Origin of the sequence: Streptococcus sp. S5, assembly GCF_034134805.1 — a bacterium.
Classification (GTDB): Bacteria; Bacillota; Bacilli; order Lactobacillales; family Streptococcaceae; genus Streptococcus; species Streptococcus lingualis.
In genome coordinates this window covers 1,148,394-1,172,907 of record NZ_CP139419.1, presented here as the reverse complement: position 1 = coordinate 1,172,907, position 24,514 = coordinate 1,148,394, and the positions used below count along the sequence as shown (strand labels likewise).

General features: G+C 41.7%; 16 protein-coding genes and 1 other annotated feature. All 16 genes read right to left on the bottom strand.

Features of this window, described 5'->3' with window-relative positions:
* Positions 1-25: 25 nt before the first annotated feature.
* The 16 genes from SM123_RS05510 to SM123_RS05435 all read right to left on the bottom strand — a co-directional run bounded on the left by SM123_RS05510 (position 26) and on the right by SM123_RS05435 (position 24,474).
* The gene (locus SM123_RS05510; RefSeq protein ID WP_320909167.1) at positions 26-535 is read right to left on the bottom strand and encodes a GNAT family N-acetyltransferase; all 510 of its coding nucleotides are present in this window, start codon (positions 533-535) and stop codon (positions 26-28) included.
* A 112-nt stretch (positions 536-647) separates the two neighbouring features.
* On the bottom strand, positions 648-2,675 hold the full coding sequence (locus SM123_RS05505; RefSeq protein WP_320909166.1) for a right-handed parallel beta-helix repeat-containing protein: 2,028 nt from the start codon (positions 2,673-2,675) through the stop codon (positions 648-650).
* Positions 2,676-2,865: 190 nt separating this feature from the next.
* Complete coding sequence (locus SM123_RS05500) at positions 2,866-4,644, bottom strand: ABC transporter ATP-binding protein (RefSeq protein ID WP_070673966.1); 1,779 nt, start codon at positions 4,642-4,644, stop codon at positions 2,866-2,868.
* Positions 4,645-4,657: 13 nt separating this feature from the next.
* Positions 4,658-6,394 (bottom strand): ABC transporter ATP-binding protein, encoded by a 1,737-nt coding sequence (locus SM123_RS05495; RefSeq protein ID WP_320909165.1) that lies wholly within the window; start codon positions 6,392-6,394, stop codon positions 4,658-4,660.
* Between the two features lie 177 nt (positions 6,395-6,571).
* On the bottom strand, positions 6,572-7,021 hold the full coding sequence (locus tag SM123_RS05490) for a hypothetical protein (RefSeq protein WP_045759482.1): 450 nt from the start codon (positions 7,019-7,021) through the stop codon (positions 6,572-6,574).
* A gap of 108 nt (positions 7,022-7,129) precedes the next feature.
* The gene (locus tag SM123_RS05485; protein ID WP_003007432.1) at positions 7,130-7,582 is read right to left on the bottom strand and encodes a hypothetical protein; all 453 of its coding nucleotides are present in this window, start codon (positions 7,580-7,582) and stop codon (positions 7,130-7,132) included.
* A 147-nt stretch (positions 7,583-7,729) separates the two neighbouring features.
* Complete coding sequence (locus SM123_RS05480; protein WP_023918201.1) at positions 7,730-8,173, bottom strand: hypothetical protein; 444 nt, start codon at positions 8,171-8,173, stop codon at positions 7,730-7,732.
* A gap of 238 nt (positions 8,174-8,411) precedes the next feature.
* Complete coding sequence (gene rplL, locus SM123_RS05475; protein WP_003001622.1) at positions 8,412-8,780, bottom strand: 50S ribosomal protein L7/L12; 369 nt, start codon at positions 8,778-8,780, stop codon at positions 8,412-8,414.
* A gap of 75 nt (positions 8,781-8,855) precedes the next feature.
* Positions 8,856-9,356, bottom strand: coding sequence for a 50S ribosomal protein L10 (gene rplJ / locus SM123_RS05470; RefSeq protein ID WP_003001722.1), 501 nt, complete (start codon positions 9,354-9,356; stop codon positions 8,856-8,858).
* 38 nt (positions 9,357-9,394) lie between these two features.
* Positions 9,395-9,529: a sequence feature (ribosomal protein L10 leader region), on the bottom strand.
* Positions 9,530-9,590: 61 nt separating this feature from the next.
* Positions 9,591-10,388, bottom strand: coding sequence for a formate/nitrite transporter family protein (locus tag SM123_RS05465; RefSeq protein WP_070594841.1), 798 nt, complete (start codon positions 10,386-10,388; stop codon positions 9,591-9,593).
* A 166-nt stretch (positions 10,389-10,554) separates the two neighbouring features.
* Entirely contained in the window at positions 10,555-11,259 is a 705-nt protein-coding gene (locus tag SM123_RS05460) for a glucosaminidase domain-containing protein (RefSeq protein WP_021153281.1), read from the bottom strand.
* 149 nt (positions 11,260-11,408) lie between these two features.
* Positions 11,409-12,011 carry a ribosome biogenesis GTP-binding protein YihA/YsxC gene (gene yihA / locus SM123_RS05455; RefSeq protein WP_003016353.1) on the bottom strand — a complete coding sequence of 201 codons (603 nt, stop codon included), beginning with the start codon at positions 12,009-12,011 and terminating at the stop codon, positions 11,409-11,411.
* 11 nt (positions 12,012-12,022) lie between these two features.
* On the bottom strand, positions 12,023-13,255 hold the full coding sequence (gene clpX, locus SM123_RS05450; RefSeq protein WP_049493014.1) for an ATP-dependent Clp protease ATP-binding subunit ClpX: 1,233 nt from the start codon (positions 13,253-13,255) through the stop codon (positions 12,023-12,025).
* A gap of 208 nt (positions 13,256-13,463) precedes the next feature.
* Positions 13,464-13,973: a dihydrofolate reductase gene (locus SM123_RS05445; protein ID WP_320909164.1), complete on the bottom strand. Its 510-nt coding sequence runs from the start codon at positions 13,971-13,973 to the stop codon at positions 13,464-13,466.
* Between the two features lie 146 nt (positions 13,974-14,119).
* Positions 14,120-23,431 carry a CshA/CshB family fibrillar adhesin-related protein gene (locus SM123_RS05440; protein WP_320909163.1) on the bottom strand — a complete coding sequence of 3,104 codons (9,312 nt, stop codon included), beginning with the start codon at positions 23,429-23,431 and terminating at the stop codon, positions 14,120-14,122.
* Positions 23,432-23,634: 203 nt separating this feature from the next.
* Entirely contained in the window at positions 23,635-24,474 is an 840-nt protein-coding gene (locus SM123_RS05435; protein WP_195487589.1) for a thymidylate synthase, read from the bottom strand.
* Between the last annotated feature and the right edge of the window lie 40 nt (positions 24,475-24,514).

Here is a 24,514-nt window from a genome sequence, read left to right as displayed (position 1 = left end):
TTTAGCTACTACTCCTTAACAGCTCTTACTTAATTTTTCTCACTGGCCCTTCGATGGTCTTTTGCATCCAGACGATATCATGCCATTTGTTAAACTTATAGCCAATCTTTGGGAAATGAGCCACTTGAACATAGCCCCGCTTTTCATGCATGGAAATGCTCGCTTCGTTCGGAACTGCGATACAAGCCAGAAAGCGTAAGTAGCCTCGTGCTTGCAACTCCTCTTCTAGGGCAGTATAAAGAGCCGATCCAATCCCTTGTCCACGCGCCTCTTTTGCGACATAAATAGACAATTCAGTGGTCCAATCATAGGCAGCGCGTGCATAATAGGTCGAGGCATAGGCATACCCCACAACTTTCCCATCCACTTCTGCGACCAAATAAGGAAATTGGGTCAGCGTTTTTGCGATTCGTCTTTCAAATTCCAGGACAGTCGGCACATCAACCTCAAAGGTAATGGCTGTCTCTGTCACATAAGGTTGGTAAATCGCTCGGATAGCTGCTGCATCGCTGAGCTGAACGGGTCGAATCATCATGGAGGCCTCCTAATTAGATTATACCTAGTATACCGATATGCCTTCTCACTGTCAATGAAGGACTAGCAGCAAGCAAAAAATCCTGGAATTGTATCCAGGATTTCCATCCTTCTTAAACCGTTTGACTTAACCCCATCATCCGGTAAAGGAACAAAGCACTCGGAGCTTTCAAAAAGCTCTTTTGCTTGGAATTTGTTGCTTTCAAGACATAGTTAGGTTTGACTGTTTTGGTGACTGTATTTGCTTGTTTAAGATTCAGACCAGTTTGTTTTTTAGACGGTTGAACTTTTGATGGTTGAAGGGAAGCTTTCACTGCGCTTACTTGAAGGGGTTTTTCTTTCACTTTCAAGACTTGTCCAACTGGTTTTGAAGCGGAGGCAGACACTCCTCCTTCAGTCGCTTGAGTGAGTTGCGCTATTGTCTGATTGTTTCTAACTTCTACATGGTTTAGGATACCTCCATTTGGATTGAGGTGATCGGTCACACCTGTATCAAATGGCGCTACAAATACATTGTCCTCAATGGTGACATTTTTAATATCTCCATAGCGTGTTTCAACATCAATCGATCCACGATGCTTGTTGTAGATATCACTCTTCGTTCCTGTACGCTCCAAGAGATTGTGGTGAACCCGAATTCCTTCTTCATTCAGATCAAAGTTATGGCCCTTAAAGACAGTTGTCAAGCGAATTCCGGCATCACCGATATTGTCTTTAATCCGATTGTAGGCAATTTCATGGCCTTTTCCACCAAAGATTCCCACACCTCCAGCGCGCCAACCGAGTTCAATCGTATTGTGCAAAAATTTATTATTTTCTGCTACTGCTGATTCTGTTCCATCCGCAATACTTGACCAGCTGGCAAGTCCGTCATCTCCATTCCCACGGATACTAGAATTGCGGACAATCGAATTCTTAGTACCTTGGGCAAAGTTGACTCCGTCAGCCAGGTTGTTTCGCAAACGGACATTTTCTACTACTAGACCATCTGTGTACTTCATATCATTTTTTCCAGCATAATCGCCAATCCACATGCCGACTTCAAAATGTTCGGCCCATATATCGTGAATATGAGAGTTCTTCCCTGGCGTTCCAGAAATAGCCTTGTACTGAGCATTTTCACCATAGCGTGAACGAAGGTTGGAGGACAGATAGACATCGCTAAATTCAACATGGTTATCTTGGTGAAGGAAGTCAAAACCACCGCCACCAGCTTGGTCGCTAGTGAAATGCAGTTGGGTATGCCAGATACCAGCCCCTGAAATCTTCATATCAGAAGCATCGATACCGACTTTTCGATTGAGATTAAATCGCCCAGCTGGGATATAGACATTCTTTCCGGTTTGTTTAGCTTCATAAATCGCATCATAGAGGGCCTGGCTGTCATCAGTATCGTCGTTTGGCGTAGCTCCTTTAGATACAATATTGATAGCATTGTCCCCTTGAGCAATCGGGTCTGGAGCTTGCTCAAATTCCACAAAGTCAAGACCATAATGGACGTCATCTGACCTGTTTTTCACCAGTGAAACCACATCTCCTTTTTGAAGCTGAAGTCCTGGAAGAAGGCTGTGTACTTCATCAAATTGGAACCGAGCGCGTGTATCCTCCTGGGCACTATCATGAACACCTTTGTCATTCAAGTACTGCCAGTTAGACGTAGATGAAAGGTCCAATTGTTGAACACTGTGACCATTCACCTGTACATCGAGTTGTCCACTGGCTCCATCTGGCACTGTGTAGCGTACAGTTAAGGCATTGGCTGGCTCATTGCCCTTAAAGGAAACACCATCTCCTTTTTCTTTTAAAGCGACATAAGTCTGATCAGAAGCTTCAATAGCTGTTGAGTGACTATCTTGAGACTGCTCTACCTCTGCCTTTCCAAGGAGGTTCCCTTTGTCTGCTTCATAACGGGTGTAAGGCATAGATGCTCCATATTGGCTGGTATCTACTTGAGAGCTTGCGGGATCAGAGGTTGTCGCTTCTTGCCCTTGTGTTTGGACTTGTGCCTGCTCTCCAACTTGATCAGCTGCCACAGATTGTCCAGTTAAAAAACAAGCCCCCATGATCGCAATCACGACAGAAAAGACTCCAAGTTTAGACTTGCGAATGCCAAAAACGATATCTTTGTTTAAATGATTCATCACACATTTCTCCTTTTATTTTTTACAACGATTCTATCCTAATAAAAATTATCATGACAAACAAGGTGAATTGTGTGAATATTCTGTATCAATTTGTTGCAGAAATGTTAACCTTTTTATGTAGTAATAAAAGTGAGTAAGAAAAAAGAGACTGAGAATGCTTTCTCAAACCTCTTTTGATGACACGAGCTTATTCCGCTTTTTTATTTGAAAATTGGCTATTGTAGAGCTCATAGTAGAATCCTTTATCTGCTAACAAGGATTGGTGATTTCCTTGCTCGATGATTTGGCCATCTTTGAGGACAAGGATTTTATCTGCTTCTTGAATGGTGGACAAGCGGTGAGCAATGACAAAGCTAGTCCGGCCTTTCATCAAATTCTTCATCGCTTTTTGAATCAAGAGCTCTAAACGCGTATCGACAGAAGACGTCGCTTCATCCAAAATCAAGATTTTAGGATCGGCCAGGAGCGCACGCGCAATGGTTAGGAGTTGCTTTTGCCCTAGAGAAATATTGCTAGACTCCTGGTTCATTTCCATGTTGTAACCACCGGGAAGCGTCCGGATAAAGTGATCGACATTGGCTGCCTTTGCAGCTTCCACAATTTCCTCATCCGTTGCCTCGAGATTACCAAAGCGAAGGTTTTCTTTGATGGTTCCTTCATATAACCAAGCATCCTGAAGCACCATTCCGAATTGTTTGCGGTAATCTTGGCGAGATAGATGACGAATATCATGACCATCCACTGTAATCGATCCTGCAGTCACATCATAAAAGCGCATCAGCAAATTAATCAGGGTTGTTTTCCCTGCTCCAGTCGGTCCGACAATGGCCACCATTTCACCTGGCTTGACTTCTAGGTTGAAATCACGAATCAAGGGTTTGTCCGCTACATATTGGAAATCAACGTTTTTAAAGCTGACTTGCCCTGTCAAATCTCCAGAAAGGGTTTCTGTCACATCTGCTACTTCATCTGGTTCATCCATGACTTGGAAAATCCGATCTAGAGACGACTTAGCACTTTGTAGCTGTCCTGCCAATTGGGTCAAGTTTTGAATTGGTTGGTTGATCTGCCAAACATATTGAACGAAGGCCTGCATATTCCCGACAGTCAAACGACCTGCTATCACTTGCAAGCCACCAAACAAAGCGATAATGAGATAAGTCAAATCTGAAATCCCATTTAAAATCGGCATCATTAAGCCGGAAATGAAATTAGCCTTGAATCCTACCTTTTGAAGGTGATGGGTAATATCATGAAACTCTTCCTGAGAAGATTTTTCCCGGACGTAGAGCTTAAGGACATTAAAACCTGTTAAATTTTCTTGCACAAAGCCGTTCATTGCCCCCAAAACATCTGCCTGCTCTTTAAAGTAAGGTTGAGATTTTTTCATGATAAATCGAGCACTGAAATAAGTGATCGGAATGGACAAGATGACCACTAGCCCCAGCTGGATGTTTAAGTATAAGACCATGCTGATGACAAAAAGCAAGGTAAAGATGGCATTAACGATTTGTAAAAAGGACTGTTGCAAGGCATTCGAGACAGTTTCGACATCGCTAGTAAAACGACCTAACAAGTCCCCGAACTGATGCCGGTCAAAATAAGAAACAGGAATGTGGTTGATTTTATGAGACAAATCATTTCGCATGTCCTGAACGGTCTTTTGAACAGCATTGGTCATGAAATAGTTGGAATAATAAGATCCCAACTCATAGAGGACCCCACGGAATAGATAGAGCGTCATAATGATCGCGATATAGGAGGTATTAAGTCCAGCTCCTGCAAGGCCTTTTGCCATATCCATGAGATTTTTTGTCAACTCAGTAATGGCAAGCCCCAAAACAAAAGGTTCGACAACACTCATGACGACACTTAGAATTTTTAAGAAAATGGACAAGCAAACTTCCAAGCGATAGGCTCTCAAATAGGTCCATAGTCTACTAAAACTGTTTTGTTCTTGTTTCATCTGCTTCTCCTTTCTATTCTTCTGTCAACGATGGACTATCGAGCTGCGAATTGGCAATTTCACGATAGATCTCATTGCTTTCCATCAATTCATCGTGAGTACCTCGACCGACGATCTCCCCTTGGTCCAAGACAATAATTTGATCCGCATCCATAATGGTTCCCACACGTTGCGCTACGATCAGAACGGTCGCATCTCCTGTAACTTCTTTGAGACGTTTCCGCAAAGTGGCATCCGTCTTGTAGTCTAAGGCAGAGAAGGAATCATCAAAAATAAAGACATCTGGATCTTTGACAACGGCACGAGCGATGGATAAGCGTTGTTTTTGACCACCTGAAAGGTTGCTACCACCTTCTGCCAAATGCGTATCAAAGCGTTCCTCACGGCTGTCGATAAATTCCTTGGCTTGGGAAATTTCAGCCGCTTGTTCTAGCTCTTGTACAGAGGCATCTTCTTTCCCATAACGAAGGTTCTCAGCAATGGTTCCCGTAAAGAGCAAGGCCTTTTGTGGAATAAAACCAATCTTTTGGCGAAGGGCTTTCAGATTGTAGTCACGGACATCCACACCATCGACCAAAATCTTCCCTAGGGTGACATCATAGAATCGAGGAATCAACTGCACAAGTGAAGATTTCCCAGAACCGGTCGAGCCGATAAAGGCAATGGTTTCGCCAGGTTTGGCTTGAAAGGAAATATTATGGAGAACTGGACTCTCCGTCTCACCTGGATAAGCAAAGGTGACATTGTCAAATTCCAAATAGCCACGAGATGCTGTTTCTGTTACACCATTCTCATTTGGATCGATCGAAATGGGCATGTCCATGATTTCCTTGAGACGCCGGCTAGAAACCGCAGTCCGAGGATACATGGTAAAGAGATTGGCTAAAAAGAGGAAAGATAAGAGCGCGTGGAAGCTATACTCAATAAAGGCAACCAGATCCCCAATTTTCAAACTACCGTCATGAAGAGGATCCAAAGCAAACCAGACAATCGCCACAATCATAGCAATGATGATCTGCACAAATAAGGGCTCTGTCAAACCAGTTAGTTTGAACAATTTATTCGAGTTTTCTGCGTAGACTGCATTTTCAGCCGCAAATTTCTCTTCCTGGAATTCTTCACGGGCAAAGGCACGAATCACACGAAGTCCAGTCAAATTTTCACGTGCAAATTGATTAAGATGGTCCAGGGTCTTTTGTTGCTTCTCGGAAAGTGGACGTGTCTTAACTGCTACATACCAGACGACGACAGCAAGAAATGGTACTGATACCGCTACAATCCACGCTAAAGAAGGACTAGTTGTCAGAATCAAGAGAACACTGGAAACCATCATCAAGGGTGTGATGACCCCCATCTTCAACATAGAATCCGCAAACTGCATCAAAACAAAGGCATCCGAAGTCAAGCGAGTGACCAATGACGATACCCCGATTTGCTCATACTCGTGATGCGAGTACTCCTGTAACTTAGCATAGAGGTCATTGCGCATATCGCGGACCATGGTGGTCGTTAGTTGACCAACCGCGTAAGACAAGATAATCCGCCCCACAATCCCAAGCAAAATGATCGCAAACATGACCCAGCCCCAGAAATACAGCCGATCCACATCACGCGGGTTAATCCCTTCATCAATCATGCGAGCTAGAATCGTTGGCAAGCCCAAATTGACAATAACAAACAGGACCGCTGAAAATAGATTCAGGGCTAGCCACTTGGGATACTTTTTCAAGTAAGACCAAATATATAGCATAGATGATTCTCCTTTTCCATAAATAATAACCTTGATCACACAGAAAAGAGGGAGCGAGACGAAATCATTTTCAAAGAAAATCATTCCTGCCCCAGTCCCATCTGTAGTCTCATTTATTATATCAAACCAGTCATAAAAGTAAAGCAAAAGAGCAGGTTTTCCCACTCTTCAGTCGCTTTATTTTGTGCGTTTGAGTTTAGCATTTTTAAGAATCATAAGATCCCCTTGGTTGCTATTACTTAACTTAGAAAGATCAAATGTCAAATAGTCACCATCGACCTTGTATGTAATCTTTTCTCCACTACCATCATTTGACGAGATTGTTTTCTCTTTTTGATTGATTTTGACATCATAAGATCGCTCATTCTTTTGACCAGCGACTTCACCCGCGATGCTGAGGGTTCCTTTAGAATCTTTGATCTTAATAGAAACTTCAAAATTAATAACGTCTCCAATAGACTCTAATTGACTACCTGATAATCCTTGCTCCTCAAGAATTTTCTTGAGTTCAGTTTTTGATGGTTTGTAGACATAAGTCCCATTATCACTTTTTGCACCACATGCCACCAAGAGGACTGCTGCAAAAACTGCAACGAAAGCTAAAAGAATACGTTTAATATTTTTCATAATCAATCTCCTAATGTATTTTATAATCAGATTTTACCACTATTTTAATACCGATTCAAGATGTTTTAAAGAAGAAAAAGAGCAGATACTCTCTGCCCTTCTCTTGTATTATTTTGTACGTTTGAATTTAGCGTTTTTGAACATTTCCAAAGCAGCTTCATGACCTGAACTCTTCTCACCAGATAAATCAAAAGTGAACACATCGCCTGAAACTTTGTATTTAACCTTCTCACCTTCACCTGTTTTAGATTGAAGAGTTTTCTTTTGTTGGTCAACTTTCATATCAAATGATTGGTCAGTCTTTTGTCCCATCATTTCACCTTTAATTTTAAGGCTACCTGTTTTATCTTTAATGGTCACTGAAACTTCCAATTTAACATTGTCGATCAATGCATCTACACTTGAACTTGGAGCACCTTGTTCTTCAAGGATTTCCTTCACTTCAGTTTTTGATGGTTTGTAGACATAAGTCCCGTTATCACTTTTGGCACCACATGCCACCAAGAGGACTGCTGCAAAAACAGCTACTACAGCCAAAAGAATACGTTTAAAGTTTTTCATAACTTCTCCTTTTTAGTTAGATTAACACTATTATATCAACAATTCAGGTACACGGCAATGAAAGTTTATAAATGTCATATTCTTGTAATATTTCTTGTATCAACAAAGAAATAGAATAAGGCGGAATTTAAATCCCGCCATGATTGCTTATTTAACTTTTTTGAACTTAGCAATTTTCATGTAGTTATTAAACATGTCTGTGTCACCCATCAAAGAATTCTTCACATCCTTAATCGTTAACACATTTCCTGAAACTTGATAAGTAATTTCCGCTTTCCCATACTCATTTTCTGAGACAAGAGTTTTAGCTTTTTGGTCTACTTCCAAATCAATCACTTGATTTACATTTTGACCACCTGCATTGGTGTCTACTTTCATCTCACCTTTCTTATCATTGATTGTAATCGAAATAGTGAATGAGTAATTATCACCTATCAAAGATTGAAATTCACTTGGCATAATATCTTTGATCTCATCCTTAGTAGGCTCAAACACGTAAGTCCCATTATCGCTTTTAGCGCCACAAGCTACCAAAAGGACGGCTGCAAAGACAGCTACAACAGCTAACAAAAGACGTTTAAAATTTTTCATCATCTTCTCCTTTATGATATGATTTATAGCCATTATAGCAACAAATTAGCAACATCTCAAGGGAATATAGCAAATGTAACATCATTAAAACTGCACTATTTAGTAGGTTTAGAGAAAATAAAGAGAGCTACACATGTTAGCTTTATAAAAGCCCTCTATTCACATTCTATCATCATTATTTTCAACGACAAAAAAACCGAGGCCTAAACCTCGGTTTTCATTTTGTTTGGAAACTCTATTATTTAAGAGTAACTGAAGCTCCAGCTTCTTCCAATTTACCTTTGATTTCTTCAGCTTCAGCTGCAGCAACACCTTCTTTGATGACACCAGGTGCACCATCAACAAGTTCTTTAGCTTCTTTAAGACCAAGACCAGTGATTTCACGTACAACTTTGATAACGCCGACTTTCTTGTCGCCTGCAGATGTCAATTCGATATCGAATGAATCTTTAGCAGCACCTGCGTCAGCAGCACCAGCTGCAGCAACAGCTACAGGAGCAGCTGCAGTTACACCAAATTCTTCTTCGATAGCTTTTACAAGGTCGTTCAATTCAAGGATTGAAGCTTCTTTAATTTCAGCAATAATGTTTTCAATGTTCAATGCCATTGTTATTTCCTCCAAATAAGTTTTAATTTTATATTTTTATTTTTTTGTAGCTAGGCTACGCTGCGTAGCTTAAGATTAAGCTGCGTCTTCTTTGTTGTCTGCAACCGCTTTGACTGCAAGAGCAACGTTGCGCACTGGCGCTTGAAGTACAGAAAGGAGCATAGAAAGAAGTCCTTCGCGGTTTGGAAGAGTTGCAAGTGCAAGAATCTCTTCTTTAGATGCGACAGCGCCTTCGATTGCACCACCTTTGATTTCAAGTGCTTCAGCGTCTTTTGCAAAATCGTTCAAGATTTTCGCAGGTGCGATAACATCTTCGTTAGAAAATGCTACTGCAGAAGGTCCAACGAATACAGATGCAAGATCTTCAAGACCAGCTTTTTCAGCTGCACGACGCAAGATTGAGTTTTTGATAACTTTAAACTCAACTTCGCTTCCGCGAAGGTTGCGACGGAGAACTGTATCTTGCTCAACTGTCAAACCGCGAGAATCTACAACGACGATTGATGCAGCAGCTTTCATTTTTTCAGCTACCACGTCAACAAGTTCCGCTTTTTTAGCAATAATTGCTTCACTCATTAGTGTGTTCACCTCCGTAATTATTTTGCTTGGGGAATTTTTCCAAAAGAAAAACGCGCCCAAACCTAGACACGAAAGTACAATACGCTTCTTTTAATTGATACGTTTTGTCCTCGGTAGGATCTTTATGAGTCGAGCTCCCCTACTGTCTTAGGCAGTTTTTTCAAACCGTAGATTAGTTTATCATATATAAAAAAAGAATGCAAGTACTTTTGCAAACTTTTTTTATATTTTTTAATCGTTATAAAGACTCTTGATATTATTCAACCAAGCATAGGCTAGTCCCATTAGAACTCCTCCTCCTACCCAGTTGGCAAAGAAGGTCACGCTATAATGACGTAAAATATTTAAAAACTCAAAATGTGGTAATTGGCTAGAAACTGGATTTAAGCTTAATAATGAGAAAGAAGCAAAGTTTGCAGCCAAGTGTTCATTGGTCATAAAGACAAACATATAGATAGCAGAGAGAGCTAAGAGCACCTTCGCTGTTTCATCTTTGAAATATAGATAAGAAAGAATAGCAATATTTACAAAGATATTGGCAATAACTCCTTCAAAGAAAACCACTTGATTGCTTCGTTGGAGTTTATTTTCTGCTACCGTGGCTAGGAAACCTTTTGGATCGACATGAGCAAAGGCTGTTGTCTGATTGAAAAGAAAAGCCACGATTAAAGCACCAATTAAATTAAAGAAGGTACAATAAAGAAGAATTTCCAGTGCTTTCTTCCAATTAATTTTCTTTAGATAGGTCCCCGCCGTCAAATACATCATATTTGAGGTGGTTAATTCCGCATTTAAGAATAAGAGGTATACCAAACCCCAGGCAAAGATGAATGGAAATAGAAAACGACCAGATCCAGGTACAAAGGTATTTAATAAGTCAGCTGCAACTGATCCGACCGCCGTACTTAAAGTAAGAAATCCTCCAGCAAAAATAGAACGGACTGCATAGCGCGTTTTAGATTTCTGATAGAGATCCTCTTTCTTATTACACGCCGCTCCAACTTTTTGAATAAAATTAGATTCAGACATACTATTCTCCTTATATAATGTTTGTGAACAAAATCATTATATCCTAGAGAGAAAAGTTTGAAAAGGTTTTCAGGAAGAATTCTTAACTTTTCATCATATACGTTTTATATCGAATATCGCTGTGTGCTAAAAACAAATAAAAAACAGGCATCTGCCTGTTTTAGTTTTAATAATTCAAACGGTTCGCCCAAGCGATATCCAAATTCAAGATTTCTTGTGAAGTGAACTGTTGACGATATGGATTGTATACCGAACCTGTAATACCACCTTGAACATTTGGTGAATCGTATTGAGTCAAATTATAAGTTTCAATGATGTTATTAAGTTTTGCATAGTAGCTTGTGTCTGTCGCATAAACACCTGTCAAAGCTGCTGTTGCATCTTGATAACTAGAGGTGTTGCTCTTCCATGCACCTGCAAAATGTCCTTGTTTCAAAACAGCTACATAGTCTTGCAATGATTCATAGTAAGATGGGTAAGAACGAAAAGCATCATTAATCGTATAGGCATTTCCAGCACCGTCATCTTCCCAAGTTTGCATTACTGCAGATTGACCAGCATAACTTCCTTTAATACCGAAAAGGTTGTAATGTGGATAAGAAGACAAGCCAGACTGACCTGATCCACTTTCAAGAATAGCTTGTGCGATCATAACGGAAGCATAAAGGTCGTTCTCTTGACCGAGCTGACGAGCTGACTCACCAATTTGTGAGATGAAAGCTTCAGTAGGGTCTGAATAAGCTTGGTAAGTTCCGTCATTAGCGCCAACTGATGTGACGTGCTCGCTCATAGCAGCAGCAAATGTCCCCACTGCCAATACAGAAACGAACAAACCAAATAATTTCGTTTTATTCCGTATTTTCTTTTTCATAATACAATTTATCTCCAATTAATTTTTTATCATCTTTTATCTTTATAGAGATTATACCATATAAATAGAAGAAAACAAAGGCACTTATATTACACTTGTATTACAATTGCGAGATAAATCCAAAACAAAAATGACATTTTCATGTCATTTCAATTTATTTCGTAAAACGCATTTTCTAAAATAGCATCCCATGACTTCTCTAGTCCTTCCCTGGTTACAGAAGAAAAGACAATGAAAGTATCTGCTGGATCAAAATCCAGTTTTTTCTTAATAATGGATTCATGTTTGTTCCATTTTCCACGTGGAATCTTATCTGCCTTGGTTGCTACTAAGATCACAGGGATTTCATAATATTTTAAGAATTCATACATCTGAACATCATCTGCAGAAGGTTCATGACGAAAATCGACTAGGCTAACGACTGCTTTTAAGTTCTCACGACTGGTGAGGTATTCTTCAATCATCCGCCCCCACTTCTCGCGTTCTTTTTTAGAGACACGTGCATAGCCATAACCAGGTACGTCTACCAAACGGAGTTTATCATCGATATTGAAGAAATTTAGCAATTGGGTTTTTCCTGGTTTCCCAGATGTTCTGGCCAGGTTCTTTCGATTTAAGAGAGTATTAATAAAAGAAGACTTGCCGACATTTGATCGACCGGCAAGTGCAACTTCTGGAATCTCATCTTGAGGATAATGACTCTTATTTGCAGCGCTTAAGAGGATATCCGCATTATGTGTGTTAATTTCCATATTTTATCTTTCTAGGCTGTTTCAAGAATTGGTTTTTCTGTTCCGTCAACAGCTTCTTTTGTGATTCGAACAAGTTTGACATCTTCTTGACTTGGAATTTCAAACATGACATCCATCATGGTTTCTTCGATAATCGAACGAAGTCCACGAGCTCCTGTTTTTCTTTCGATGGCTTTATTCGCAATCTCTTGAAGAGCTTCGTCATCAAATTCCAATTCAACATTATCATAAGAGAGTAAGGTTTGGTATTGTTTTACCAGAGCATTGCGTGGCTCTTTCAAGATACGGACAAGATCGTCAACTGTCAATTGCTCAAGAGCAGCAAAGACTGGAAGACGTCCGATCAATTCTGGGATAATCCCAAATTTTTGAATATCTTCCGCAACGATTTCTTGCATGTAAGAGCTGGATTCATCAATAGCTTTATTGTTCTTACCGAAACCGATGATTTTTTCACCAAGACGTTGCTTAACAATTTCTTCGATCCCATCAAAAGCCCCACCTACGATAAAGAGGATGTTCTTGGTGTCCACTTGGATCATCTCTTGTTGAGGGTGTTTACGTCCCCCTTGAGGTGGTACACTAGCGACAGTTCCTTCGATGATCTTCAAGAGAGCTTGTTGCACCCCTTCACCAGAAACGTCACGTGTAATCGAGACGTTTTCACTTTTCTTAGCGATCTTATCAATTTCATCGACATAGATGATGCCACGTTCTGCACGCTCAATATTGAAATCCGCTGCCTGAAGAAGTTTTAAGAGAATATTTTCAACGTCTTCACCCACATAACCGGCTTCAGTTAAAGCTGTTGCATCTGCAATAGCAAATGGAACATTCAGGCTACGAGCCAAGGTTTGGGCCAAGAAAGTCTTACCTGAACCAGTAGGACCAATCATGAGGATGTTTGATTTTTGCAATTCAACATCTGTCTCGTCTTCGCGCGTATCGTGGAAGTTGATGCGTTTGTAGTGGTTATATACCGCTACAGCAAGAGCACGTTTGGCACGATCTTGACCGATCACATAGTGGTTCAAGATATTGAGCAATTCGATTGGTTTTGGAACTTCGCTAAGGTCTGCAAGAACTTCTTCTGCTAGCTCCTCACGGATAATTTCTTGTGCTAACTCGACACATTCATTACAGATAAACGCGTTGTTTCCTGCAATGATTTTTTGGACTTCATCTTGACTCTTTCCGCAAAATGAACAATAAACCATCATATCATTATTTTGATTCGTTGGCATGTATTTCCTCTTTCTGTCATTTTCTATTTCTATTTAGTTTAAAATAAGGTCATGTAAAAGGCGTGAATGGAATTCACAAGATTGGTAAAAGCATTTAGTAAGAATAAAATAGCGAGGCCAAACCGTTTTTTACGAAAGGTTTGTAAGGCGCAAATCAAACAGATGACACATAGGACAGCTGTAAAAAAACCAAAGACACTTCGCTCCATTAGTCTAAATCCTTTCTCTTATAATAGTTGACCGTAAAATCATATGGGTTCTTCTCATCTTTCGGATGATGGACTTGACGGACTCTTTCATAGTGGCTCTCTTCAAATGTTGGTGCCAATGTATCGCCATCAATCGTTGCATGAATCATGGTCTGGATCAACTCTTCTAACTGGTCAGAGAAGAGCCTTAAAATCTGACTGCCTCCAATAACATAAAGATTCTTCTCTTGCTTCTGATACCACTCCAAGACTTCTTCCTTGCTGTGCATGACGAGTACAGCATCATTTTCAGGATCATAGGCTTGATCTTGCGTTAAGATAATACTAGTCCGACCTGGTAGAACCCGTTTTTTCATACCATCAAAGGTCACTCTTCCCATGAGAATGGCTTGTCCCATGGTTGTTTCTTTGAAATGCTGAAGCTCAGCTGGCAAATGCCAAGGCATGACTTGGTCCTTTCCAATAATGCCATTTTCAGTTTGAGCCCAGATACCAATTATCTTTTTCATTCTCTCATCCTTTACACTGATACTTCTATTTTATCAAATTTTCTTATAAAAGACTGATTTCAACTATCTAGTTTGGAGGATATTTTTTTAAATACAAACAGAAAAAACCGCGAGATTTTCGCGGTTTTTCTTAGCCACAAGTTAGCTTAGTCTTCTTTTTTGCGTTTTGCAAATCCGAATAATGAGAGACCTGCTAAAGCGCTAAAGATTGCAAGACCAGCAGTAGAAGATTCTTTTGTTCCTGTGTTTGGAAGTTGTGCAGTAGGATTTTGTGGATCAATATACTTCACTTCTTCTTTCGTTTCTGGAACGACAGGAATCGTTGGTTCTTCTGGTTTTGGTTGTGGTTCTGGTGTTGGTTGCGGTTGCGGAGTAGGCTGTGGTTGTGGTTCTGGTGTTGGTTGCGGTTGTGGAGTAGGCTGTGGCTGTGGCTGTGGCTCTGGTGTCGGAGTTGGATCCGGCATTGGAGTTGGTGTCACAGTCTTCTTGTAGATATGTTGAGTGTTTCCATCTTTATCTACAACAGTCTTCACGAAGTCATAACCTGGGATATCTTTCTTCGGTTGTTCCCCATCTTCTGTTGGGTTACCTGGGATTGGATCCCCATTTTCGTCTACATATGAAGTCGTAACTTTTTCATAGACGTGTTCAGTATCACCATTAGGCAATTTCTTCGTTTCCACAAAGCGGTAACCTGGAATTTCAGCTTTTGGTTCTTCTCCATCAACTGTAGGATATCCTGGGATTTCCTTACCTTCTTTATCAACAAACTTAGTGATTGGAAGGACAGTTGGTGTGTAAGTTGCAGAAGCTTTGGTTCCGTTCACATCTTCGCGAACCACTGTTACAGCTGGTGCAGTTCCAGTAAATTCAGGTTCTGGAGTGAAGGTTACAGTTCCGTCTGCTGCCACTGTGTAAGTACCAACACCTGGAATTGTCTTCGTAGTTGAACCATCTTCAAATGTTGCTGGAACTTTGTCATTCATTGGTACACGGCTATCACCTTCTGTGAAGGTTGGTTTGCCTGTTTGGGTTTGACCCTTCTTACCAATTGAAGTAACTGGCTCTGCAGTTGGTGTAACTGGTGTTACAGTTGGTGTGTAAGTAGCGGTAATTGGTGTACCGTTCTTATCAACACGTTTCACTGTTACGCCTGTAGCAGTTCCTGTGAATGATTTTTCTGGTACGAAGGTTACTGTTCCGTCTGGAGCAACTGTGTAAGTTCCTTCACCTGGAATAACCTTAGTTGTTGAGCCCTCTTCAAAGGTTGCTGGAACTTCATCATCCATTGGCACACTTGGGTTACCAGGCGTGAAGCTTGGTTTACCTGTTTGAGTTTGACCTTGGATATCTGTTGATGTAGCAGGATCAGCTGTTGGTGTCACAGGTGTAACAGTTGGTGTGTAAGTTGCGGAAGCTTTGGTTCCGTTCTTATCTTCACGAACAACTGTTACTGCTGGTGCAGTTCCGACAAATGATTTCTCAGGTACGAATGTCACTGTTCCGTCTGGAGCAACTGTGTAAGTACCAACACCTTTAACTGTCTTCGTAGTTGAACCATCGTCAAATGTTGCTGGAACATCATCGTTCATTGGTACACGGCTGTCACCTTCAGTAAATACAGGTTTACCAGTTTGTGTTGCACCTTGGATGTCAGTAGATGTTGCTGGCTCAGCGGTTGGAGTTACTGGTGTTACAGTTGGTGTGTACTTAGCAGTAACTGGAGTACCGTTCTTATCAACACGTTTCACTGTTACGCCTGTACCTGTTCCTGTGAATGATTTTTCTGGTACGAAGGTTACGGTTCCGTCTGGAGCAACTGTGTAAGTTCCTTCACCTGGAATTGTCTTCGTAGTTGAACCATCTTCAAAGGTTGCTGGCACATCATCATCCATTGGGATTGCAGGGTTACCAGGTGTGAAGCTTGGTGTACCTGTTTGAGTTTTACCTTGGATATCTGTAGATGTTGCAGGTTCAGCAGTTGGTACAACTGGAGTGATCTTAGGTGTGTAAGTTGTCTCAGCAACTGTTCCATTTGTATCTTTACCTTGAACCTTAACTGGAACAACATCACCTGAGTAAGATTTATCCGTTGGTGTGAAGGTCACAACACCTGTTTCTTTATCAACAGTGAAGGTACCGATCACATCACCTGCTGGTGATTTCGCATCTACTGATGCTGCTGGCTGACCATTTTCATCAAGAAGAGTAATGGTATCCTTGTCGATTGGTGCAACTGGGTCACCTTCAGTGAAGGTTACAGTTCCAGTTTGAACCACACCTTGAGGTGCTTCTGATTCAGCTGGAGTTGCTGTTGGAGTTACTGGTGTTACAGTTGGTGTGTACTTAGCAGTAACTGGAGTACCGTTCTTATCGACACGTTTCACCGTTACGCCTGTACCTTCTCCAGTGAATGATTTTTCTGGAACAAATGTTACGGTTCCATCTGGAGCAACAGTATATGTTCCTTCACCTGGAATGGTTTTGGTTGTTGAGCCATCTTCAAATGTTGCAGGTGTATCATCATCCATTGGAACATTTGGATTACCTGGTGTGAAGGTTGGTGTACCTGTTTGCGTTTGACCTTGTTTGTCAGTAGATGTTGTATCTTCTGCAGTTGGTGTAACTGGTGTTACGGTTGGTGTATATGTCGCAGAAGCTTTTGTTCCGTTCACATCTTCACGAACAACAGTTACCGCTGGTGCAGTTCCGACGAATGATTTTTCTGGTACAAAGGTCACTGTACCGTCTGCTGCTACTGTGTATGTACCAACACCGTCTACAGTCTTCGTAGTTGAGCCATCGTCGAAAGTAGCTGGAACATCATCGTTCATTGGCACACGGCTGTCACCTGCAGTAAATTTAGGTTTACCAGTTTGAGTCGCACCTTGGATATCAGTTGTTTCAGCTGGTGTAGCTGTTGGAGTTACTGGTGTCACAGTTGGTGTGTACTTAGCTGTGATTTCAGTACCATTCTTATCCACCCGTTTCACTGTTACGCCTGAAGCAGTTCCAGTGAATGATTTTTCTGGTACGAAGGTTACGGTTCCATCTGGAGAAACAGTGTAAGTTCCTTCGCCATCTACTGTCTTAGTGGTTGAACCATCTTCGAAGGTCGCTGGTGTATCTTCATCGATTGGAACATTTGGATTTCCTTCGGTGAAGGTTGGTTTACCAGATTGTGTTTGACCTTGAATATCTGTCGATGTAGCATCTTCAGAAGTTGGAACAACTGGAGTAATCTTCGGTGTATATGTTGTTTCAACTGTAGTTCCATTTGTATCAGCTGCTTGAACCTTAACTGGGACAACATCACCTGAATAAGATTTATCTGTCGGTGTGAAAGTAACTACACCTGTATCTTTATCAACTGTGAAAGTACCAATTTCTTTACCTTCTGGTGACTTAGCAACTACAGATGCTGCTGGTTGACCATTTTTATCAAGAAGAGTAATCGAATCCTTGTTAATTGGAGCTACTTCATCACCTTCTGTAAAGGTTACAGTTCCAGTTTGAACAAGACCTTGAGGTCCAGTAGATTCAGCTGGTGTTGCTGTTGGAGTTACTGGAGTTACAGTTGGTGTGTAAGTTGCAGAAGCTTTTGTTCCGTTCTTATCTTCACGAACAACTGTTACGGCTGGTGCTTTACCTGTGAATGATTTTTCAGGAACAAAGGTTACAGTTCCGTCTGCTGCTACTGTGTAAGTACCAACGCCATCAACTGTCTTAGTCGTTGAGCCATCATCGAAGGTTGCTGGAACGTCATCGTTCATTGGCACACGGCTGTTGCCTTCAGTAAATTCAGGCTTACCTGTTTGAGTTTGACCTTGCTTACCAGTTGTTTCAGCTGGTTGAGCTGTCGGTGTTACTGGAGTTACAGTTGGTGTGTAAGTCGCGGAAGCTTTTGTTCCGTTCATGTCTTCACGTACAACTGTTACCGCTGGTGCAGTACCAGTAAATGATTTCTCAGGTACGAATGTCACTGTTCCGTCTGCTGCTACTGTGTAAGTACCAACGCCGTCAACAGTCTTGGTAGTTGAACCATCATCAAATGTTGCTGGAACATCATCGTTCATTGGCACGCGGCTGTCGCCTTCAGTAAATACAGGCTTACCAGTTTGTGTAGCACCTTGGATATCAGTTGTTTCAGCTGGTGTCGCTGTCGGTGTGACAGGAGTTACAGTTGGTGTGTAGGTTGCAGAAGCTTTGGTTCCGTTCTTATCTTCACGAACAACGGTTATGGCTGGTGCTTTACCTGTGAATGATTTCTCAGGGACAAAGGTCACAGTTCCGTCTGCTGCTACTGTGTAAGTACCAACGCCATCAACTGTCTTGGTAGTTGAGCCATCGTCAAATGTTGCTGGAACATCTTCATTGATTTCTACTGTTTTCTCAACGCCATCAACTGTTACGGTTCCACCCTTGAATTCAGGTTTACCAGTTTGTGTAGCACCTTGAATATCTGTTGTTTCAGCTGGTGTAGCTGTTGGAGTTACTGGAACAATTTCAGGTGTGTAGGTTGTATCTACCTTGATACCGTTTGAGCTTTCAGCTTGAACCTTAACAGGCGTTACTTTACCAGTATAAGATTTGTCAGTTGGTGTGAAGGTTACTTGTCCAGTTGCTGGATCAATTGAGTAAGTACCGATTTCAGTTGTTCCATCAGCAGCATAAGCTGGTGTGCTTGATACTTCATTACCATCCTTATCCAAAAGCGTGTAGCTATTATCTTTAATCGTAATCGCTTTATCTTGACCATTAACTTGAACAGTTGCACCTTCAAAGGTTGGTGTTCCTGTTTGTGTCGCACCTTGGATATCTTTAGATGTAGCTGGATTAGCTGTTGGAACAGCTGCTACAACTGTTGGTGTGTAACTTGCATCTGAAGTGATAGTTGAAGTCTTACCGTCTGCATTGGTAATTGTTGCAGTCGCTTGGACTTTCACGCCAGTTGCAGTTCCGACGAAGTCTTTTTCAGGTGTGAAGGTTACTGCTCCTGTAGTAGGATCGATTGTATAAGTTCCTTCACCTGCTACTGTTACAGTTGTTTCATCCGTCGGTTGACCTGTTGCAGGGTCAATCAATTTCTTGCTTGTGATTTGAGCAGTCTCATCATCACTCAAAGCAAATGTAGGTGTCTCTGTTTGAGGAACATTTTGAATGTCTTCAGAAACTTTATTTGTTGGAGTAAGAGTGACTGGATTTACAGTTGGTGTGTAAGTTGCAGAAGCTTTGCTTCCGTTCTTATCTTCACGAACAACGGTTACGGCTGGTGCAGTACCAGTGAAGCTTGGGTCTGGAACAAATGTTACAGTTCCATCAGCTGCTACTGTGTAAGTACCAACACCTTCTACTGTCCTCGTTGTTGAACCATCGTCAAAGGTTGCTGGTACAGCATCATTCATCGGCACACGACTGTTACCTGCAGTAAATTCAGGTTTACCAGTTTGAGTCGCACCTTGAACACCTGTTGATTCAGCTGGGGCTGCAGTTGGCGTTACCGGAGTCACTGTTGGTGTGTAAGTCGCTGAAGCCTTAGTTCCATTCATGTCTTCACGAACAACAGTTACAGCTGGTGCAGTGCCAACGAATGATTTTTCAGGAACGAAAGTAACTGTTCCGTCTGTTGCTACTGTGTAAGTACCAACGCCTTCAACTGTCTTAGTTGTTGATCCATCATCGAAGGTTGCTGGAACATTTTCATTGATGGCAACTGTCTTCTCAACACCATCAACAGTCACTGTTCCACCCTTGAATTCAGGTTTACCTGTTTGAGTAGCACCTTGGATATCTTTTGTTTCAACTGATTTTGCAGTTGGGGTTACTGGAACGATTTCTGGTGTGTAAGTTGTATCCACCTTGATACCGTTTGAGCTTTCAGCTTGAACCTTGGCTGGTGTGACTGCACCAGTGTATGATTTATCAGTCGGTGTGAAAGTTACTTGACCAGTTGCTGGGTCGATTGTGAAGTTACCGATCACGGTTGTACCGTCTGCCGCATAAGCTGGTGTCGTTGAAACTTCGTTACCATCTTTATCTAGCAATGTGTAGCTATTGTCTTTAATGGTAATAGCTTTATCTTCACCATTTACTTGAACAGTTGTTCCTGCAAAGGTTGGTGTACCGGTTTGAGTCGCACCTTGGATATCTTTTGAAGTTGCAGGGTTTGCAGTTGGAACTGCTGGCACAACAGTTGGTGTGTAGGTCGCATCTGAAGTAATGGTTGCAGTCTTACCATTAGCATTTGTAATAGTAGCAGTTGCCTGAACAGTTACTCCTTTTGCAGTACCAACAAAGTCTTTTTCAGGTGTGAAGGTCACCGCTCCTGTAGTAGGATCGATTGTATAGCTACCTTCACCTGCTACTGTCACTGTTGTTTCATCAGTTGGTTGACCAGTTGCTGGATCTACCAGTTTCTTGCTAGTGATTTCAGCAGTCTTATCATTACTCAAATCAAAGGTTGGTGTTTGTGTTTGAGGAACATTTTGAACATTCTCAGAAACCTTGTCTGTAGGAGTCACTGTGATTGGAGTAACCGTTGGTGTGTATTTAGCGCTTGCTGTCTTAAGGTATTCATCACGGACGGTACCGTCTTTATCTTTTCCGACAGGAGCTGTTACAGATACGGTAACACCTTGAGCTGTACCTGTGAATCCTGGTTCTGGAACAAAGGTTACTTTACCAGTAGCATCATCAATGCTGTAAGTTCCTTCGCCCGCTACTGTTACAGAGGTTGCATTGGTTACTTGACCAGTCGCTGGGTCCACCAATTTAGCAGGGTATTCCAAGCTTGGAGTGACAGAGATCTTTTCGCCATTAGCATTCGTTGTAGTTGTGTTAAAGGTAGGTGTACCAGTTTGAGTCGCACCTTGGACATCTGATGAAGTCTTATCTACCCCTTCAATTTCCGTTGGTGTAACTGTTGGGATGTATAGACCGTCCATGGTATTGATGGCAGTATCGACATTGGCTTCATCGGCTGGGAATTTTGTTGACCAACCCGTATCGTAGCCATTGCTGTCTGTACGACGGATAGAGATACCGTCAGCTGTTCCAAGGAAGTGATCTTCGGGAATGAACTCAACATCCACAGAAGTTCCGTTTGAAGTGATCTTGTACTTCCCTTGACCAGCTACAGCATAGTAGCCATCTGCACCAGGTGTTACGACTTGCCCTGTACGGTTATCTATCATTTGTGGAGCTACTGTTTCATCAATTTTTGCTGACTCAGTTAGGCTATAGCCTTGCAAACCTCGAGCAGTAAAGGCTACAGTAGCGGTTTGTTTTGCACCTTGAGGGCCTGTTGTTTCTTTAAATTCCCCTTTTGGTGGGTGAGTGATTTGAGTCTTAAAGTCTTCAACCTCACCAGAGAAAGCCATACCCGTTGGGCTTTCAATCTCCTTATCATTCTTTGCGATACGGATCCGAACGCCCAATTCATTGACACTAGGATCAATATAGGTTTTACTCTTTGTAAAGCTTAACGTAGCCGTTCCATCTTGGGTAATAGTTGTTAAATCAGAACGTTCATCTTCATCGAAGGTTCCGTTTTGGTTGAAATCTATCCAACCATAGATGTTAGCTTTTGCTGCTCCACCCGTATGAGCTTCCACTGAAATGGTGTAATTACCTGGACGTGTCCGGTCCATCTTGATCAGCTCATTAGTTTTTCCTTTGAGATCATTTGGAAGTAATTGGTCGATGCCTTCATCCGCAGTGGTCGCCTTGTCATCACCCGTCCAATCAAGGGTATTGTTTTCATCCATATCAGGACTCAAGTGACCGAGATAAGGTTGGTTCACTTTCTTACCAGTAATTCCATCTACAGTTGCAATCGAATGAATAGCTTTACCGTATGATTCAGGCGCATCTCCTTCATCAAGTGGGAAGAATCCTAGCATAGCAGACTGTTTACCACCTGAAGCGATGTAAAGACCGATTTCAGAAGCTCCCTTTGTCATAACAAGAGGAACATCAACATCATTTGCAGAAATATTTGGACCGAAGACACCTGTACCGAGACCTCCAGTTGTTAAATCAGCACTTCCAAAATACTTCCAAGCGACCTCTTTTTTGTCTGGTCCAACTTGAGTTGTTCTACGAAGTTGGTCAAGATTAGTTCTAGCGAAATTCATACCGTTTACATTGGTGGAAGGGTTTGAACCAAATAATTTGTCTGTATCTTCTGGAATGTAGGTTACATTATATCTTCTAGTCGATTTTTTCCATTCCCCTATATGTTTCCATCCTTCACCATTGGTGGTAAACAGAACCAATTCACCAGGGTTAGCTGACTCACCATCTGCCATGACAATGGCAGGTTTTACGGTTTTGCCACGGAAGGTCGCAGAAACTTCAAACTGGATCCCAATGTTCCCACCGGTTAATTCTGAACTAATAGTAGTTTTCTTAGTTGTACCAGTATCAATCCCCTCATTTTTAATTTCAGTCCAACGGTTTTGAGGCTCGGCAATAACCTTAGCTTCTTCACCGGCATTAAATTCCGCCAAGGTAAACGGATTTGCATTTCCATTCACATAACCATTTCTAGCATTGGGGTCATAGGTCGCTTTTTCAGCTTCTGTTGCTCCTCGTTCTTCAAGGCGTTTTTTGTATATTTCTGTCGCTTGGAAAGGCTTCAAAGATTTTACCTTGATGGTTACAACATAGCCAGGCATGATTTCCTTGGTGTAGGTCGCGCCGACTTGGAGAGCAAGTTCCCCTTTTGATGTTGTAGTAGTCCCTGTCCAGTTGGCTGTATCGCCAAAGTCCAACCAGGAGATTTGACTAGCAAGGTCTGCAGCATTTACATTTGTTGTAAAGCCAGGTTTTTCAACTTTTGGAGTTGAAGTTGCGTCTTCAACGTCATCCCCGATCAAGCTTGGATCATTTGGGTCACCAAGAGCACGACGATTACGACGCTTAGGACCAGAAGTCTCTGCTGTCACAGCATTGTTTTCTGAGGCTGGTGCTACGACACCAGCAGCCACTTCTTCTTTCTTATCTGTTGCAGCTGCTTCTGCTGCCTTGTTTGCTGGCGTAGTTGCTTCTAATTTTGGTGTTGCAGCGGTTGATGTTCCCGGTGCAGTTGAGGTAGCAGATGTTGCTGAAGCTGCTGTACTTGTGCTACTTGCTTCACTAGTTGAAGCAGGTGCTGTTGATGTTGCTGCAGCAGTTGAAGTCTCTGGTGCAGTGATTGCTGCGTTTGCATCATAAGTAGATGTCGTTGCAGCTGTTGATGTTGCTGAAGTTGCTGTAGCTGTTGACGCTTCAGGCGCTTCTGACGCTGTTGCAACTGCTGCTACACTTTCACTTGTCGTATCTGTCTTTTCTTCTGCGGCTGCACTTGCGGCTGTCCCAACCATAACAAGTGTTCCCAATAGTACAGAGCAAACACCCACATTCAATTTACGAATTGAGAATCTGCTAATACGATCATTAAATAAGTCTTTCCCCATCTAATGGACCTCCATATTTATCTATAAATTAACATTCTTTTTAAAATTGTTTAGTTTTTACAAACCTTATCTATTTTAACAAAAACCGAACGATTTTCAAAACATATTGACTCAAAAATGAGTAAAAATTTTTAGCTAAAATTGTTTTAATTCTAAAAGGATTTTACCAATTGATCAAGGTATCAAAAAACCTTGATTTATTACTAAATGGCAAGATCGAACTTCAATTGTGGCTTCACTGGATCATAATCGACCAGTTCAAAATCTTCTGGTTTGATGTCAAAGAAATTGGTTCCATCTGGTACATTCAAAACCAAGTGTGGCCGACAATCTGAAGGCTCCCGACGGAGTAACTCTTCAGCCTGTTCAAATTGATTATCATAAATGTGAAGATTATTAATGAAGTAAAAGAACTTTCCGACCTTCCAGCCAAAGTGCTTGGCAATCATCATCTGTAGCGCTACATACTGCATGGCGTTGATATGGTGGGCCACCAACATATCATTAGAACGCTGGGTTAAGGTCGCATCTAGATAGATTTCTCCATCCACGCGACGCACGTCAAACATGGTTTGAAAAGCACATGGCAGAAGACCTTCTGTCTCTTCAAAGGCATCATAATCCCAAAGCGAGATAATATTGCGGCGATTCCAAGGATTGGCCTCTAATTGTTTGAGGATTTTATTGGTAAGGTCATGCTTTTTGACCACAGCACCATAGCGTTGACCGATGGTGCGACTATCCCCTACTTCCCAGTCATTCCAGTAGTGGACATTGTATTTATCTTCTAACAGGTCTAAGCTATTCGATTGATCCTGGTAGATCCAGAGCATCTCTTTGATGGCTGATTTAATCGCGATGGGACGAAGGGTCGTGATAGGAAACTCGCCTTTTGAGAGGTCAAACTCCATAAAGGCTCCTGTGATGTACTTGGAGTTGGCCGTTCTGCCATCCTTGTACTTAGGACGCGCCTGCTCTGACCAGACCCCTTCTTCCATGATTTTTCGAATATTTTCTTTAAAAATTGTATCTGCTTTTGTCATATCTCCTCCTTTAATCTACTATTGCCTTCATTATATCACA

What these genes read in the sequence shown, in the direction of transcription:
- SM123_RS05465 (WP_070594841.1), bottom strand. Translation starts at nt 10,388, where the DNA reads ATGTCTGAATCTAATTTTATTCAAAAAGTTGGAGCGGCGTGTAATAAG.
- rplJ (WP_003001722.1), bottom strand. Translation starts at nt 9,356, where the DNA reads ATGAGTGAAGCAATTATTGCTAAAAAAGCGGAACTTGTTGACGTGGTA.
- clpX (WP_049493014.1), bottom strand. Translation starts at nt 13,255, where the DNA reads ATGCCAACGAATCAAAATAATGATATGATGGTTTATTGTTCATTTTGC.
- SM123_RS05510 (WP_320909167.1), bottom strand. Translation starts at nt 535, where the DNA reads ATGATGATTCGACCCGTTCAGCTCAGCGATGCAGCAGCTATCCGAGCG.
- SM123_RS05440 (WP_320909163.1), bottom strand. Translation starts at nt 23,431, where the DNA reads ATGGGGAAAGACTTATTTAATGATCGTATTAGCAGATTCTCAATTCGT.
- SM123_RS05480 (WP_023918201.1), bottom strand. Translation starts at nt 8,173, where the DNA reads ATGAAAAATTTTAAACGTCTTTTGTTAGCTGTTGTAGCTGTCTTTGCA.
- SM123_RS05485 (WP_003007432.1), bottom strand. Translation starts at nt 7,582, where the DNA reads ATGAAAAACTTTAAACGTATTCTTTTGGCTGTAGTAGCTGTTTTTGCA.
- SM123_RS05495 (WP_320909165.1), bottom strand. Translation starts at nt 6,394, where the DNA reads ATGCTATATATTTGGTCTTACTTGAAAAAGTATCCCAAGTGGCTAGCC.
- SM123_RS05490 (WP_045759482.1), bottom strand. Translation starts at nt 7,021, where the DNA reads ATGAAAAATATTAAACGTATTCTTTTAGCTTTCGTTGCAGTTTTTGCA.
- rplL (WP_003001622.1), bottom strand. Translation starts at nt 8,780, where the DNA reads ATGGCATTGAACATTGAAAACATTATTGCTGAAATTAAAGAAGCTTCA.
- SM123_RS05505 (WP_320909166.1), bottom strand. Translation starts at nt 2,675, where the DNA reads ATGAATCATTTAAACAAAGATATCGTTTTTGGCATTCGCAAGTCTAAA.
- yihA (WP_003016353.1), bottom strand. Translation starts at nt 12,011, where the DNA reads ATGGAAATTAACACACATAATGCGGATATCCTCTTAAGCGCTGCAAAT.
- SM123_RS05435 (WP_195487589.1), bottom strand. Translation starts at nt 24,474, where the DNA reads ATGACAAAAGCAGATACAATTTTTAAAGAAAATATTCGAAAAATCATG.
- SM123_RS05460 (WP_021153281.1), bottom strand. Translation starts at nt 11,259, where the DNA reads ATGAAAAAGAAAATACGGAATAAAACGAAATTATTTGGTTTGTTCGTT.
- SM123_RS05445 (WP_320909164.1), bottom strand. Translation starts at nt 13,973, where the DNA reads ATGAAAAAGATAATTGGTATCTGGGCTCAAACTGAAAATGGCATTATT.
- SM123_RS05500 (WP_070673966.1), bottom strand. Translation starts at nt 4,644, where the DNA reads ATGAAACAAGAACAAAACAGTTTTAGTAGACTATGGACCTATTTGAGA.